The sequence below is a fragment of the Streptomyces sp. NPDC048291 genome (genome assembly GCF_043201715.1).
GTDB lineage: Bacteria > Actinomycetota > Actinomycetes > Streptomycetales > Streptomycetaceae > Streptomyces.
The window spans coordinates 84,274-98,193 of sequence record NZ_JBICZC010000024.1; the positions used below are offsets into that span (position 1 = coordinate 84,274).

A 13,920-nucleotide genomic window follows, 5' to 3' on the forward strand; every position below is an offset into this window, starting at 1 on the left:
GGTGGTGACCGTGAGCGCGGAGCATGACGCTCTCCGGCTGGCCCTGGGTGGATACGTCCTGGGCACACTGCCCGATGCGGAGCTGGAACAGGTACGCGTCCACCTCGCCGGGTGCGACGAGTGCCGGGCGGAACACGTCCGGCTGGCGGGACTGCCCGCGCTGCTGGCGACGGTGACCGAGGCGGAGGCCGAAGCCGCGGGCCGGACGATGCCGGCGGCCGACGGCGCCCTGGCCGACCGGCTGGTGGCTCAGGCGGCCGAGAGCGCGCAGCTCCCCTCGCCCACGCGGCCCGTGGTGGAGCCTGCGCCGCAGGCGGGTGCGCTGGAGGGCCTGTTGCGGCGGGCCGCGGCCCGGCGGCGCAGGACCTGGCGTCTGCAACTGGCCGGTGCCGGCGCCTCCCTGGCGTTCGTCGCGGCAGCCGCCGGCGGCACCTGGCTGGCGACGGCCGGGTCCGTGACCAGCCAGGCGACGCCGCCCGGGGCGACCGCGCCGACGGCCTCACGCACGTTCTCCGGAAGCGATCCCGCCACCGGCGTCTCCGCCTCGGTGCAGGTCTACCCCTCCGCCTGGGGCAGTGTCCTCCAGGTCCACGCCAAGGGGGCGCCGGCCGGAATCACCTGCCGGTTGCAGGCCGTTGGGCCCGGCGGCGCCAGAGCGGACGGCGCCACCTGGCTGGCCGGCGCATACCCTCCCGGCACCACGGTCCCAGGGGCGGTCGCCATGTCCCCCGGCGACATCCAGCACTTCGAGATCCTCGCGGGCGACGGCCAGAAACTGGTCACCATCCGAGCGTGAGGCACCGCCCGCCGCCTGATCCGGCGGAGCCGGCGAGACGTCCGGCGAGGAGTCCGACGAGGAGTTCGGCGGGATGCCCGGCGAGGAGTCTGGCGAGGAGTCTGGCGAGGAGTTCGGCGGGAAGTCTGGCGAGGAGTCTGGCGAGGAGTTCGGCGGGAAGTCTGGCGAGGAGTCCCGCGGGATGCCCGGCGAGGAGTCCGACTAGGAGTCTGGCGGGAAGTCTGGCGAGGAGTCCGGCGTGAAGTCCGGCGAGAGGGCTGGCGAGAAGTCCGGCGGGAATTCCGGCAAAAGGTGCGAACGGCTCGAACCGTTGGCTGTGTCCCGTCCGTGGAACTGAATGAGCGCGCCCCCGCAGGACCGGCACACCGACCGACGCCCCGGCGCCGACGGCGACAGCCTCCGTCCCGGTCTCCGCACCCCACCTCCACGGAAGAGCCTGAAGACCATGTTCGTGACCGATTCGCCCCGCCCGAGTCCACTGCCCGGCCCGCCCTGCCGCCACCAGGCGCTGCTCACCCTCCCCGCACAGGAGGCACACGTCTCCGCCGCCCGCCACTTCGCGGCCGATCTGCTGGAGACCTGGAGCGTGCCCGCGACCGAGCGGGACTCCGCCGTCCTCATCGTCGACGAACTCGCCGCCAACGCGGCCCGGTACGGCCGCGAGCACATGACCCTCTCGCTCGCCCTCGACCACGGCACCCTGCACATCGTGGTCACCGACTCCGGTACGACGGTGCGGCGCCGCCACGGCGACCTGGCTCCCGACGAACACGGCCGCGGCACCGGCATCGTCCAGTACCTCGCCCAGTCCACCGAGATCCACCAGACCCGCACCGGCCGCGAGGTCCGCGCCTGCCTGAGGTGCTCGGCATGACCGGCCGTACGGAGCCCGGCGCCCCGCCGGTGCACAAGGCCTACGCCGACGCGCCCGACCTGCGCCGCGAGATGCACCAGCTGCTCGCGCTCGGCGCCGAACGCGACGGCCGCCAGGCAGGGCCGGTCAGCGGCCCCCCGGCCGACCCGACGGCCGCCGAACGGGCCTGGCTGCTGCGCCGGGCGGCCCTCATGGACCGGATGGCCCTGGGCGGCGGCCCCGGCCCGGCCGCGGCCGCCGCGGAAACCGCCGAGCAACTCGTCCGGCACGACCGCCGCCACCCCGGCCTGGTGGCCGGCCCGTGGTACCCCGACGCGACCACGCCCGCCCCCGGACGGCAGCACTACGTCCGCCAGGAGTACGCCGCCTGGACGGCCGCCGGGCGCCCCGGAACCTGAGGCGCGCGCGACCGCCCGCGTGCTATCCGTGCAGTTCGGCGTACGCCTCCGCGCTGCTGTCCTTCAGGAACTGCCAGCACCGCTCGTGCTCGTCCTTCTCACCGATCTCCCCGGCGGCGCGGCCCAGCGCGGCGAGACAGCGCAGGAAGCCCTGGTTGGCCCGGTGCTCCCAGGGGATGGGGCCGTGCCCCTTCCAGCCGGCGCGGCGCAGGGCGTCCAGCCCACGGTGGTAGCCGGTGCGGGCGTACGCGTACGACTCGACGACCGCGCCGCGTCCGAACGCCTCCTCGGCGAGCAGCGCCCAGGCCGGCGAGAAGGTCGGGAACCGTGCTGCGACCTCGGCGGGAGTCAGGGACTCCTCGTCCAGCAGGCGGTACGCCTCTTCGTTCTCCGGCAGATACGTCGGCTCCGGACCACCGAGCAGGTTCTTGTGCGTCGTCATGGCGCCAGTCTGCCACCGCCGAGAACCTCACCCCGCGTCCCGTCGTCTTCCAGAACGCCCGTCCCACAGGTGACGGCCACAGGTGACGGCAGGGGGAGCACACGTGCGTGATCCGATGCCCGGCGGGCAGCCGCCGGAGGCCCTCGCCCTGACCCGGTTCCTCACGGCCGCCCCGGAGCAGTGGCCGCGGCTCGCCCCGCGGGTCACGGCGGCGGTCGGGGTCGTGACGCTGGAGCGGATCGTGCACGCCACCGCCGCCCGGATCGGCGAGTTCGGCACCGTGACGGACGGCCCGGACGGGCTGATCGTGTCCGGCAGCGCGGGCCGGGTGCGGGCCTGGGCCCAGACGGCCCCCGACGGCGAACTCACCGCCCTGCGCATCGAGGGCGCCCGGTACACCCCGACCGGGCGCCGGCTGCCCGCACGCCTCCTCTGGGCGGTCTGTCTCGTCCTGGTCGCCGCCTGGAACGCCCTGACCCTGTGGACGGCCGGCGATCGCACCGCCTGGACCGCCGGACTGGCGACCCTCGCCGCGTTCTACGTGGTCGTGGAGGGCTGCGGCGCCCCGGCGATGCAGCCCCGTCCGCTCAGGCTCGCGGTGGAGACGGGTGCCGCAGCCGCCCTCGCCTCGGCATGGCGGCTGCCGGGACTCCCGGCCGGCCACGGCGTACTCGGCCTCGCCGTCGGCGCGGTACTCCTCGCCCTGGGCGGTGTCCTGGTCGCCACCGCCCGGCTGCACCGGCGGCGGGCCCCGCTGTCCCGGCCGCTGCGGTTCCCGCTGGAGGGCGCCTGGTACGTCGTACAGGGCGGCGGCCCGGCGGTGAACCACCATGCCCGGGTGCCGGAGCAGCGCGCCGCCCTCGACCTGGTCGCGCTCGGCCGGTACGGCACCCGTACCGGGCCCGGCCGCGAGCTGACCGCGTACGCCGCCTACGGGCAGCCGGTCCGTTCCCCGTGCGACGGCAGGGTGGTCTCCGCCGCCGACGGCATCGCCGACCAGCGCCCGGGGGAGATCCGCTACCAGCCGCCCTACGGCAACCATGTGTTCCTCGACACCGGCCGGGAGATCGTGAAGCTCGCCCATCTGCGCCCCGGCTCGGTGACGGTGGCCGAGGGGGACACGGTCCGGGCCGGTCAGCCGCTCGGCGAGGTCGGCAACAGCGGCAACAGCACCGAGCCCCACCTGCACCTCCACGCGGAACGCGACGGGGTCGGGCTCGACCTGGCGTTCGAGGGGATGTCCGGGCGGCTGTACCGGGGGCGGACGGTCCGCGGCTGAGCGGTGGCCGCCGGACGGGGGGTCCCGACGGGCGGGCCTTGCCGTTTCCGGGTTACGTTGCGGAAGATGCCGGTGGGGACCGGGGCCCCCGTGTCGGCATCGGCAGGGGCGGACCGCTACCCGGAGTACAACAGGAGACAGCGATGTCCCATGAGGCTCTAGAGACCAACGAGCCCGAGACCCCGCATCTCGACTTCGCCGGCACGACGCCGTACGAGGACTACGTCAAGGCGGACGTGCTCACCCACCTCCAGCACACCCTCTCCGACGATCCCGGAGAGATGGTCTTCCTGGTCACGACCCAGGTGATGGAGCTGTGGTTCACCGTCATCGTCCACGAGTGGGAGACGGCCGCGGCGGCGCTGCGCGGCGACGACATCCCGACCGCGGTCGCCGCGCTGAAGCGTTCCACCCGCGAGCTGGAGGCGCTGAACGCCTCCTGGAAGCCGCTCGGCCAGCTCACCCCGGCCCAGTTCAACTCCTACCGTTCCGCCCTCGGCGAGGGCTCCGGCTTCCAGTCGGCGATGTACCGGCGGATGGAGTTCCTGCTCGGCGAGAAGTCCGCGTCCATGCTCGTCCCGCACCGCGGCGCGCCCCGCGTCCACGCGGAGCTGGAGAAGGCGCTGCACGAGCCGAGCCTGTACGACGAGGTGGTGCGGCTGCTGGGGCGGCGGGGGTACCCGATCCCGGACGCGGTGCTGGTGGAACGTGACATATCACTGCCGTATACACCTTCCGACGCCGTCGAGGCCGCCTGGACCGCCGTCTACTCCGGCGCCGAGGACGCCGACGTCGCCCGCCTCGGCGAGGCGCTGACCGACGTCGCCGAGCTCGTCTGGCGCTGGCGCAACGACCACCTGGTCGCGACCCGCCGCGCGATGGGCGCCAAGCCCGGCACCGGCGGCTCGGCCGGGGTCGCCTGGCTGGAGAAGCGCGCCCGCAAGAACGTGTTCCCGGAGCTGTGGACGGCGAGGTCCCATGTCTGAGCTGGCCCTGAGGGCGGAGAAGCTGGACGCGGAGGACGGGCTGGCGGGGCTGCGCGACCGCTTCGTCCTCGACACCGCGTCCGATCGTGCGGCCGACGCCGCGGGCGTCTATCTCGACGGCAACTCCCTGGGCGCCCTGCCCGCGCACGTCCCCGGCCGAGTCGAGGACGTCGTCCGGCGGCAGTGGGGCGAGCTGCGGATCCGGTCCTGGGACGAGAGCGGCTGGTGGACGGCGCCGGAGCGGATCGGCGACCGGATCGCCCCGCTGGTCGGCGCGGCGGCCGGGCAGATCGTGGTCGGCGACTCGACAAGTGTCAACATTTTCAAGGCACTTGTGGGTGCGGTACGGCTGGCGGGGGAGGGCCGCGACGAGATCCTGGCCGACGCGACGTCCTTCCCCACGGACGGCTACATCGCCGGGTCGGCGGCCCGCCTGACGGGCTGCACCCTGCGGCCGGTGACGCCCGCCGAGGTCCCCGCGGCGCTCGGCGACCGTACCGCGGCCGTACTCCTCAACCACGTCGACTACCGCACCGGACGCCTCCACGACCTGCCCTCCCTCACCGCCGCGATCCGCGCGGCCGGGGCCGTGTCCGTCTGGGACCTGTGCCACAGCGCGGGCGCGCTGCCGGTGGGCCTCGACGAGCACGGGGTCGACCTGGCGGTCGGCTGCACCTACAAGTACCTGAACGGCGGCCCGGGTTCGCCGGCGTACCTCTACGTACGGCGGGAGTTGCAGGACCGCTTCGACTCCCCGCTGCCCGGCTGGAACTCGCACGCCGAGCCCTTCGGGATGCGCCCGGCGTACGAACCGGCGGACGGGGCGGTGCGCGGTCGCGTCGGCACCCCGGACATCCTCTCCATGCTCGCCCTGGAGGCGGCGCTGGAGGTGTGGGACGAGGTGCCGGTGGCGGCCGTACGCGCCAAGTCGCTCGCCCTGACGGACTTCTTCCTGGAGTGCGTCGAGGCGTACGTGCCGGCCGGCCGCGTCGAGTGCGTGACCCCGGTGGCCCACGAGCGGCGCGGCAGCCAGATCGCGCTGCGCTGCCCCGACGCCGGGGACGTGATGAAGCGGCTGATCGACCGCGGCGTGGTCGGCGACTTCCGCCACCCCGACGTACTCCGCTTCGGCTTCACCCCGCTCTACGTCGGCTTCGCGGACACGGAGCGGGCGGCCCGGGTGCTGGGAGAGGTGCTGGGGAGCTAGCGCTGTGACCCCCTGGGTTCGCCGGGTCGTTCAGGCCGTCCCCACCTCCAGCGGTCGGAGCGGATGTCACCGCACATCCAACCGCCATGACCGCCGACCCGGCGAACCTGTGCAGTCACAGCACTAGAGACCGAACCCCCGTCCCGACGAGGGGCTTTCGGGACCCGACGGAGGTTCCGGCCCGCGGTTCGGGCTTCGTGGGCGATGGGGCGGCGGCAGCCTGTCCGGGTCAGGCGCGCTCGTGGCGCTCGGGCGCGGTTCGTTCGGGACGCTCGGGCGCGATGCGTTCGCAGAAGGTTCGGACGGCCTGGACGGCCCGGAGGGCTCTGAAGGCGCAGGTGGCACAGACGGCGAGGACGGAGGCTCCCGCCTCGGCGAGACCTGACGTCGTAGTTGGGCTGCCCACAGGCGCCTGGACTCCTTGACCACGCACTCGGGCAGGTTGCTTGGCTTCCTGAGCTCGACCATGACGGCTTTGAAGGCGGCGGTGCGGCACCTGTTTCCGATGCTGACCCCGTCATGGTCGCGTAGGACACCGGAGCTCCGGGGGCTGACGTTGATCGACCGGTCCGGGATCGCGTCGAGTGACTCGGGTGAATTGAGCGCGGCACGCACCGCGGCGTTCAGCTTCTCGCCCGGTTCCTTCCACTCCTTCTGCGATGGCGTGACCACGGCGTCGATCAGCGAACTCGCCACCTCTGGATGTGCTTTGAGCAGGGAAGAGGCGTTGACGGTCGCCCGAGGGCAGACGTAGACGAAGTCGTTCCGCTGGTAGCACCTGTTCCCCGCCTGGACTCCTTGGCAGTTGCGTACGGTGATGAATCCCTGCATCGCCTTGAGATCACGGGTGACATCGGAGTGCGGGGACCGCCTGCCGAGCGGCCCGAGATCGAGCAACTCCTTCTCTTTCAGGGTCCATTTGCCCGCGCACAACGCCTCTGCCGCCTTGGCGCGGAGCTCGTCGTTCTCCGGGTCCATGATCAGACGGCTCAAGGCATCGCGCACGGCTGGGCGGCCCAGGACCTTCGCGAAGTCCACGGTGGGTTCGTGAAGTTTGTACGTGTATGTGTTGAACTGCTGGTTTTCATCGCCGATCTGGACCCCACGGCAGGCGAGGACGAGCAACGCCGGGACCGGTGGGGCCGGTGGCGCTGGTAGGACCTGTGGGGTCCGGGGGATCGACGGCGGCGGCGTTGGGGGGTTCTGGGGCGCGGATACGGCCATCGGAACATGGCGCCGGTTGATGATCGGCGCGTCCTCGCTGACGGGACTCGGCGGCGTCGCCGACCGGACTTTCGTGACCGGCAGCCAATGGTCCTCATCACCGGACCTGCCAGGACCGAATTCGTCGTACGGCAGCGTCGGCGGAACCGCTCCGATCACCGGCCCGGCATCACGACCGGACCCGCCGGGATCGCGGTTGCCGAGCAGCTCACCGATCTTGGTCAGGTGCTCCACCGGTCCCAGGACAGGCTGTTCGAGCACGGGCTCGGTCAGGGGATCGACCACGGGGTCGCCGGCGGCCGGCATCGGCGAGGTGGCCGGAGCCGCTTCCTCGGGGGCGGGACGGGGAGATGCGGCGACCGGGCGTACGGGTCGAGCCGCCCGCCGCTTCAGGTTGCGCCGGTCGTGAAGTTCGGCAGCCCCGTGTGCGAGCGCGGCAAGCAGCCACAGGCCGGCCAGAGCGGCCACCGTCCAGGCCGCGAACACGACCGCGTCCATCACCGCATCTGCCAGGACACCCGCCGCGACCGCGGACACATGCCCCGCTCCCGCGAGAACCCAGGCACCCACCCGAATGACGACGAGCCCGACGAGAATCCACCCGAGGAGCCTCACCTTCACTCCTCCCCTGGCGTCACCGGTGGCGCCGAGCCGATGATGTAGGTGTTCCTCTGGTACAAGCCGTCGCCGAAGCCGGTGCCCGGGCTGTTGCTGAGCCGCACGTTCCAGACGCTGCCGCCCCGCGCACCCGCCCGCTGCTGCAGTACCCCGTCGGCGAGTGCCCGCAGTTCCTCGTCCTGTCCGGCCTGGACAGCCTCCAGCAACCGACGTAGCTCGGGAGCCACCGGGTCCGGGGCGGAGGTGTCCCTGTCCCGCTGGGCCGTGATCGCGTCGTCCAGTTCGGCCGACCGCCTGCCCAGCCGCTCCCGGACCCGTTGGAGCAGGTGAGCGTACAGACTGCTTACGGCCTCGGACGTACTGTCCTGCACTCCGGCGGCGGCCCCTGCGGCCAGGGCCGTCGCGATCAGCGCGAGGGTTTCCATGATCTCCCCCAATACAGAGCGTGCACGGGATGAAAGCGGGGTCATACCTCGCGAAATGATCCCTAATCCCTCGGAGGCCAACGCGGGGAACGGGTGACGGGCGAGAACCACGGGGTTCCCATCGGGATGTCGCCGTTCGGCCCAGCACGAGCCTGCGGCCGACCTGATCCTGAGCGGACGGCGCCGGGAGCGGCTCTCGTCTGGCGACATGGCGACATAGTCATCCCCGGGCAGGGGCCGGGACGGTACAGAACCGAGCAATCCTCACCGTGCGTGACATCCGCGTGTCCCCGCACGTCACCGGGCTGATACCGTCCCGGCCAACGGCCGATTTCCCCACCTGGTCCGCCAACACACTTACGTTTCTGAGAGGTTGGAGCATGCCGGACGACGACGCAGCAGTACGGGCCGCCGCCGAGGAGGAGTCGGCCTTCTCGCACCCGCACGTCGCGCCGGACGCCACGGCCGCCTACGGCGACCATCCCGACCAGGTGATCGACTTCTACGCCCCGCGTACCGAGGACCCGCTGGCCCCGCTGGTGGTGGTCCTGCACGGGGGCGCGTGGCGTGCGCCGTACGACCGCGGCCACATCACCCCGTTCGCCGACTACCTGGCCCGGCGCGGTTTCGCGGTGGCCAACGTCGAGTACCGGCGCGGCGCGAAGCTCCCCGCGCAGGGCGGTACGGCCCCGGTGGCGGGCCGCTGGCCGGACACCTTCGACGACGTGGCGGCGGCGCTGGACGCCCTGCCGGACCTGGTCCGCACGGCGGTGCCGCAGGCGGACCTGCGCCGTACGGTCCTCACCGGCCACTCGGCGGGCGGCCACCTGGCGCTCTGGGCGGCGGCACGGCACGTCCTCCCGGCGGACGCCGTCTGGCGCACCTCGGGCCCCGCCCCGCTGCGGGGTGTCGTGGCGCTGGCGCCGATCGCGGACTTCGCGATGGCCGAGAAGCTGGACGTCTGCGGCAACGCGGCCCTGCAACTCCTCGGCGGCGACGAGAAGTTCGCCGACCGCCAGCCCTACGCCGACCCCGCGCTGCTGCTGCCGACCGGCATCGCGACCACCCTGGTCCAGGGCCGTACGGACGTGGTCGTCCCGCAGGCGGTCGCCGAGTCCTACGCGGACGCGGCGGCGAAGGCGGGCGAGGTGGTGGGCCTGACGCTCCTGGAGGAGGTCGGCCACTTCCCCCTCATCGACCCGGCGGCGGACGCCTGCGCGGTGGCGGCGGAGGAGATCGCCCAACTGGCCTGGTGAGCCCGGCCGGCCTCGCGTAGTACCTGAGAGGGAGGCCGCAGGACCCTTCTCACTGGTGACGACGGTGACCCCGTCCGGCGCCTACGGTCGGGTACGTGACCGAGACGACCCACACGCAGCCGCTGCCGCCGCAGCCACCCGACGGCGCGTTCGAGCCGTACAAGCCGCGCAGCCCGGAGGTCCGGGCGGTGCTGGACGCCCTGGGCAGGTTGCGGCAGGACCTGTTCCAGGACGCCTTCGCCTACCGGCCGTTGCCGCCGCTGAGCACCGAGCGGCCGTTCGCCCGCCGGCTGCCCGCCCCGCTGCGCGCGTACGCGCCCTGGACCACGCATCTGGCGGTGGCCGCGGCCGGCGTGCTGGCGCTGCTGGTGTCCGTCGCGGACCGGCAGTCGCAGGGGCCCGCCATGGCCCTGCTGTCCGGGCTGCTCGTCCTGGCGCCGGTGCTGCTCACGCTGGCGCGTCCGGTCGCCGCCTTCTGGCTGTCCCTCGTCGTGACCTGGATCGGCGCCGTGCTGTCCAGCGCCTGGGACGAATGGCCGTGGCAGCCGGGCAACTTCCTCTCCCACCTGGTGGTGCTCACGGTCGTCGCGGTCCGCACCCGCCCGCGCACGGCGGCCTGGATGTGGGCGATCACCGCGTTCTACGGTGTCGTGAGCGTCCAGCTCCTCGGCGCGGGCCACTACGACAACGACGTCGGCTCGATGCTGGTCGCCTCCGCGATAGCCCTGCTGGCGCTCACCATCCGGCAGATCCGCAGGGAGGCCGAGCAGACGGTGACCGCGCAGCAGACGCAGACGGCACACGAGCGTTCCCGGCGCACGCTCCTCGAGGAGCGCACGACGATCGCCCGCGAACTGCACGACGTGGTGGCCCACCACATGTCCGTGGTCGCCATCCAGGCGGAGGCCGCCCCCTACCGGGTGGAGAACCCGCCGCCCGAGCTGGAGAAGGCGTTCGTCACGATCCGGGAGAACGCGGTGGCGGCGCTCACCGAACTGCGCCGCGTCCTCGGCGTGGTCCGCGCGGAGGACTACGAGGCGCCGGACGCCCCGCAGCCCACCCTCGCCGACCTGGACGCGCTGCTCGACAACGTGCGGGAGGCGGGCCTCACCGTGGACAAGGGGGTGACCGGCGCGGTCCGTGAACTCCCGCAGGGCGTGGAGCTGTCGGCGTACCGGATCGTCCAGGAGGCGCTGAGCAACACGCTGCGCCATGCGCCGGGAGCGGGCGCCCGCGTCGAGATCGGCTATGTCATCGGCGGCCTGGGCCTGCGCGTGGTCAACGGCCCGCCGCCGCGGCCCGCCCTCGTCAAGCCGTCCCCGGGCGCCGGCCACGGCATCACCGGTATGCGGGAGCGGGTCTCCATGCTGAACGGCGAGATGACGGCGGCCCCGACCGCCGAGGGCGGCTACGAGGTGACGGTCTTCCTCCCCGTGGCCACCACCCGTGAAGGCGACGCATGACCGACCGAGCCATCCGCGTCCTGATCGCGGACGACCAGATGATGGTGCGCGAGGGCTTCTCGGTCCTGCTGAACGCGATGCCGGACATCGAGGTCGTCGGCGAGGCGGTCAACGGCCGTGAGGCGGTGGACCGCGTCCGGGAACTCGCCCCCGACGTGGTCCTGATGGACATCCGCATGCCCGAGCTGAACGGCATCGAGGCGACCCGCGAGATAGTCGCGGCCGACGGCACGGCGAAGGTCCTCGTCCTGACCACCTTCGACCTCGACGAGTACGTCTACCAGGCCCTGCGCGCCGGCGCCTCGGGCTTCCTCCTCAAGGACGCCTCGGCCCGCCAACTCGCCGACGGCGTCCGGGTGGTGGCCGCCGGCGAGGCCCTCCTGGCGCCTTCGGTCACCAGGCGCCTGATCACGGAGTTCTCCAGGCTCTCCGACACCCCGCGCCTGATGCCCGCGGCCCACGCCGCCTACGGCGGCCTCACCGACCGCGAGACCGAGGTCCTGGTCCTCATCGCCCAGGGCCTGTCCAACGCGGAGATGGCGGAGCGGCTGGTGGTGGCCGAGTCGACCGTGAAGACCCACGTCAGCCGGATCCTGGTGAAGCTGGGCCTCAGGGACCGTACGCAGGCGGCGGTGTTCGCCTACGAGGCACGGCTGGTGACCCCGGGGTAGCACAGGAAACGCACATGCCAGGCGCACGGTCGCCGCGCACAGTCGTTGTTGCGATTCGATCGCAGGCGGTACAGGTGTGGACACAGCGCGCTCAAGTTGTGTTTGAATGGTGAAGGAACCAGCCAGGTGGCTGGTTCCAGCCGTCTCCCGTCCCCACCTTCCCCATCGTCCCCGTTTCGCGTGAAGAAAGTTGCCGCGATGACCGCTGACGTGTCCGAGTTCCACTACGGCCTGATCACCCCGATAGCCGCGTACCTGATGGCCTGCCTCGGTGCCGTGCTGGCCCTGCGCTGCACGACCCGCTCCATCGGCCGCGGCCGTGGGGAGAAACGTTTCGGCTGGCTCGCCCTGGGGGCGGTCTCCCTCGGCTGCGGCATCTGGACCATGCACTTCATCGCGATGATCGGCTTCAGCGTGGACGGTGCTCTGGTCAGCTACGACACCGGCCGGACGGTGCTGAGCCTGTTCGTCGCCATCGCGGTGGTCGCCGTCGGCGTCTTCCTGGTCGGCTACCGGGGCGCCGGCCCGGTCACCCTGGGCACCGCGGGCCTCATCACCGGGCTCGGCGTGGCGGCGATGCACTACCTCGGCATGACCGCGATGAACAGCGGCGGCACCGTGCACTACAACACCGCGGTCGTCGTCCTCTCCGTGGTGATCGCCGTGGTCGCCGCGACCGCCGCGCTCTGGGCGGCGGTGTCGATCAGCGCGGTCTGGGCGACCGTCGGAGCCAGCCTGGTGATGGGCGCGGCCGTCGCGACCATGCACTACACCGGCATGGCCGCGGTGAGCGTCCACGTCGCCCAGACCCAGGCCGGCGGCCAGTCCTCCACCAGCCTGCTCGCCTTCCTCCTGGTCATGCTGGCAGGCCCGGTGGCGGCCCTGGTCCTGGCGGCGGCGATCGTCATGTTCGACCCGGAGGTCGTGGGCGGCCAGCGCGACCGGACCACCCCGGAACCCCTCACCCCCGCCACCCCGCCCTGGCCCCCCACCGACCGCCCCCAGCAGTCCCTGGCGGACCGGCGCTACACGTCCTGACCCCGAGCGCCTCAGAGTCCGGTGTCGCCACCGGCGAAGCGCACGGGCGAGACGAGAGCGATACGGATCAGGCCCGGCTCGGGAGGAGGAGCGTCGTAGACGTAGGTGACGGTGAGCGTGGGCCGGACTCCGTTGCCTTCCAGGCGGGTCGTGTAGATCTTCATGCCCCCGACGGCGCTCTGTGCTCGGCGGCCGAGTTCCGGGCTCTTCTCCAGTTCGGCTCGCAGCGCCTCGACCGCCTGCAGTGCTCCGCCGCCGATGGCGAGACAGCGAGCGTGCGCCTCGCCGGTGATCTCGGCGACGACCGGCAACCGGTCGTCGCTCACCGGCCGCTTTCCCGGGTCTTGCGGATTCCGGCGACGGCCGCGGCAACGGCTGTGTCGAACTCGGGGTCCTGGCGCGCGACGACGCGACCGCGGAACTCCTCCACGACGTGGACCACCCCGGAGAGATCCGCGGGATCGGCATGGTTGATCTCGCGCGCCAGCTCGGCCTCGAAGTCGTCGGCGTCGCCGGGAAAGCCGTAGCCCATGGTGAGCGCGGCACGGAGTTCTCCGATGGTGCGCATGGGGGGGAGCTGGGACTGGCCGGGCGCTTCCGGTTGGGTGGTCATGGCGTCGGCTCCGTTTCGCGATGTGACTCTCACCGTACCGGGCCGCCTCCGTGGGCGGCGGACCTCGGCAGGCGCCTCACGCCGCGACAAGGTCACACCACACGTACTTGCCCCGGTTCCCGAACCGCGACAACGGCTGCCACCCCCACAGGTCGGAGCATGCCCGGACGAGGGTGAGGCCTCTGCCGCCGTCCTCTTCGTCGCCCTCGGCGGGCGCGTTCGACCCGCTGGGAAAAACGGGAGGCTCGGGGTCCGCGTCCCACGCGCCGACCCGCAGCACCCCGCCCGCCCGGCGCACCCGCAGGGCCACCAGGCCCTTCGTGTGCCGAACGGCGTTGGTGACCAGCTCCGCCGCGAGCAGTTCCGCCGTGTCGGCCAGCGAGATCAGGCCGTGCATCGTGAGGATCAGCCGCAGGGTACGGCGGCAGATCGGGACGGCTCGGGGGTCGTTGGGGAGGTAGAGGGAGTACTCCCAGGAGCCGCTTTCGGGCATGCGTGAACTCCGTTCGGGTGGTGGGGGGTTGCGGTCGCCGGACGGTGGCATTGCCGCAGCCGCCGTGGCAGGGCGGAGCGGTGCGCTTCCGGGGTCCCGGAGTTTCGCAGCGTGTGCGTCGCGTCACTGACGGTATT

General features: G+C 72.6%; 17 protein-coding genes. 11 read left to right on the top strand and 6 right to left on the bottom strand.

The window, feature by feature from the left end:
• Positions 1-10: 10 nt before the first annotated feature.
• The 4 genes from ACGF5O_RS46240 to ACGF5O_RS46255 all read left to right on the top strand — a co-directional run bounded on the left by ACGF5O_RS46240 (position 11) and on the right by ACGF5O_RS46255 (position 2,068).
• On the top strand, positions 11-796 hold the full coding sequence (locus ACGF5O_RS46240; protein WP_393815958.1) for a zf-HC2 domain-containing protein: 786 nt from the start codon (positions 11-13) through the stop codon (positions 794-796).
• A 73-nt stretch (positions 797-869) separates the two neighbouring features.
• Positions 870-1,001, top strand: coding sequence for a hypothetical protein (locus ACGF5O_RS46245; protein ID WP_393815959.1), 132 nt, complete (start codon positions 870-872; stop codon positions 999-1,001).
• 240 nt (positions 1,002-1,241) lie between these two features.
• Positions 1,242-1,670: an ATP-binding protein gene (locus tag ACGF5O_RS46250; protein ID WP_393815960.1), complete on the top strand. Its 429-nt coding sequence runs from the start codon at positions 1,242-1,244 to the stop codon at positions 1,668-1,670.
• Positions 1,667-2,068 (top strand): hypothetical protein, encoded by a 402-nt coding sequence (locus ACGF5O_RS46255; protein WP_393815961.1) that lies wholly within the window; start codon positions 1,667-1,669, stop codon positions 2,066-2,068. Before ACGF5O_RS46250 ends, ACGF5O_RS46255 begins: the two co-directional genes overlap by 4 nt.
• Before the next feature lie 22 nt (positions 2,069-2,090).
• On the opposite strand, the gene ACGF5O_RS46260 is transcribed toward ACGF5O_RS46255, so the two are convergent.
• Positions 2,091-2,510 carry a DUF3151 domain-containing protein gene (locus ACGF5O_RS46260; RefSeq protein ID WP_393815962.1) on the bottom strand — a complete coding sequence of 140 codons (420 nt, stop codon included), beginning with the start codon at positions 2,508-2,510 and terminating at the stop codon, positions 2,091-2,093.
• Positions 2,511-2,613: 103 nt separating this feature from the next.
• On the opposite strand from ACGF5O_RS46260, the gene ACGF5O_RS46265 reads away from it, so the two are divergent.
• The 3 genes from ACGF5O_RS46265 to kynU all read left to right on the top strand — a co-directional run bounded on the left by ACGF5O_RS46265 (position 2,614) and on the right by kynU (position 5,982).
• Positions 2,614-3,789: a M23 family metallopeptidase gene (locus ACGF5O_RS46265; protein WP_393815963.1), complete on the top strand. Its 1,176-nt coding sequence runs from the start codon at positions 2,614-2,616 to the stop codon at positions 3,787-3,789.
• Positions 3,790-3,932: 143 nt separating this feature from the next.
• The gene (locus ACGF5O_RS46270; protein WP_393815964.1) at positions 3,933-4,775 is read left to right on the top strand and encodes a tryptophan 2,3-dioxygenase family protein; all 843 of its coding nucleotides are present in this window, start codon (positions 3,933-3,935) and stop codon (positions 4,773-4,775) included.
• Positions 4,768-5,982, top strand: a complete 1,215-nt coding sequence (gene kynU, locus ACGF5O_RS46275) for a kynureninase (RefSeq protein WP_393815965.1) — start codon at positions 4,768-4,770, stop codon at positions 5,980-5,982. The genes ACGF5O_RS46270 and kynU overlap by 8 nt, the downstream gene beginning before the upstream one ends.
• Positions 5,983-6,105: 123 nt before the next feature.
• On the opposite strand, the gene ACGF5O_RS46280 is transcribed toward kynU, so the two are convergent.
• Both ACGF5O_RS46280 and ACGF5O_RS46285 read right to left on the bottom strand, forming a co-directional pair.
• On the bottom strand, positions 6,106-7,821 hold the full coding sequence (locus ACGF5O_RS46280) for an RIP homotypic interaction motif-containing protein (RefSeq protein WP_393815966.1): 1,716 nt from the start codon (positions 7,819-7,821) through the stop codon (positions 6,106-6,108).
• 2 nt (positions 7,822-7,823) lie between these two features.
• On the bottom strand, positions 7,824-8,249 hold the full coding sequence (locus ACGF5O_RS46285) for a hypothetical protein (protein ID WP_393815967.1): 426 nt from the start codon (positions 8,247-8,249) through the stop codon (positions 7,824-7,826).
• 380 nt (positions 8,250-8,629) lie between these two features.
• Here ACGF5O_RS46285 and ACGF5O_RS46290 point away from each other — a divergent pair, with 380 nt between their 5' ends.
• The 4 genes from ACGF5O_RS46290 (at position 8,630) to ACGF5O_RS46305 (ending at position 12,677) form a co-directional block, all read left to right on the top strand.
• The gene (locus tag ACGF5O_RS46290) at positions 8,630-9,505 is read left to right on the top strand and encodes an alpha/beta hydrolase (protein WP_393815968.1); all 876 of its coding nucleotides are present in this window, start codon (positions 8,630-8,632) and stop codon (positions 9,503-9,505) included.
• Between the two features lie 95 nt (positions 9,506-9,600).
• Positions 9,601-10,968: a sensor histidine kinase gene (locus tag ACGF5O_RS46295; RefSeq protein WP_393815969.1), complete on the top strand. Its 1,368-nt coding sequence runs from the start codon at positions 9,601-9,603 to the stop codon at positions 10,966-10,968.
• Positions 10,965-11,639, top strand: a complete 675-nt coding sequence (locus ACGF5O_RS46300; RefSeq protein ID WP_362594037.1) for a response regulator transcription factor — start codon at positions 10,965-10,967, stop codon at positions 11,637-11,639. Before ACGF5O_RS46295 ends, ACGF5O_RS46300 begins: the two co-directional genes overlap by 4 nt.
• A 198-nt stretch (positions 11,640-11,837) precedes the next feature.
• Positions 11,838-12,677, top strand: coding sequence for an MHYT domain-containing protein (locus tag ACGF5O_RS46305; RefSeq protein WP_393815970.1), 840 nt, complete (start codon positions 11,838-11,840; stop codon positions 12,675-12,677).
• Between the two features lie 11 nt (positions 12,678-12,688).
• On the opposite strand, the gene ACGF5O_RS46310 is transcribed toward ACGF5O_RS46305, so the two are convergent.
• From ACGF5O_RS46310 to ACGF5O_RS46320, 3 genes are all read right to left on the bottom strand, one after another.
• On the bottom strand, positions 12,689-13,003 hold the full coding sequence (locus tag ACGF5O_RS46310; RefSeq protein WP_393815971.1) for a hypothetical protein: 315 nt from the start codon (positions 13,001-13,003) through the stop codon (positions 12,689-12,691).
• On the bottom strand, positions 13,000-13,290 hold the full coding sequence (locus tag ACGF5O_RS46315) for a hypothetical protein (RefSeq protein WP_393815972.1): 291 nt from the start codon (positions 13,288-13,290) through the stop codon (positions 13,000-13,002). The genes ACGF5O_RS46310 and ACGF5O_RS46315 overlap by 4 nt, the downstream gene beginning before the upstream one ends.
• Before the next feature lie 76 nt (positions 13,291-13,366).
• Positions 13,367-13,783, bottom strand: coding sequence for an ATP-binding protein (locus tag ACGF5O_RS46320; RefSeq protein ID WP_393815973.1), 417 nt, complete (start codon positions 13,781-13,783; stop codon positions 13,367-13,369).
• Positions 13,784-13,920 lie beyond the last annotated feature (137 nt).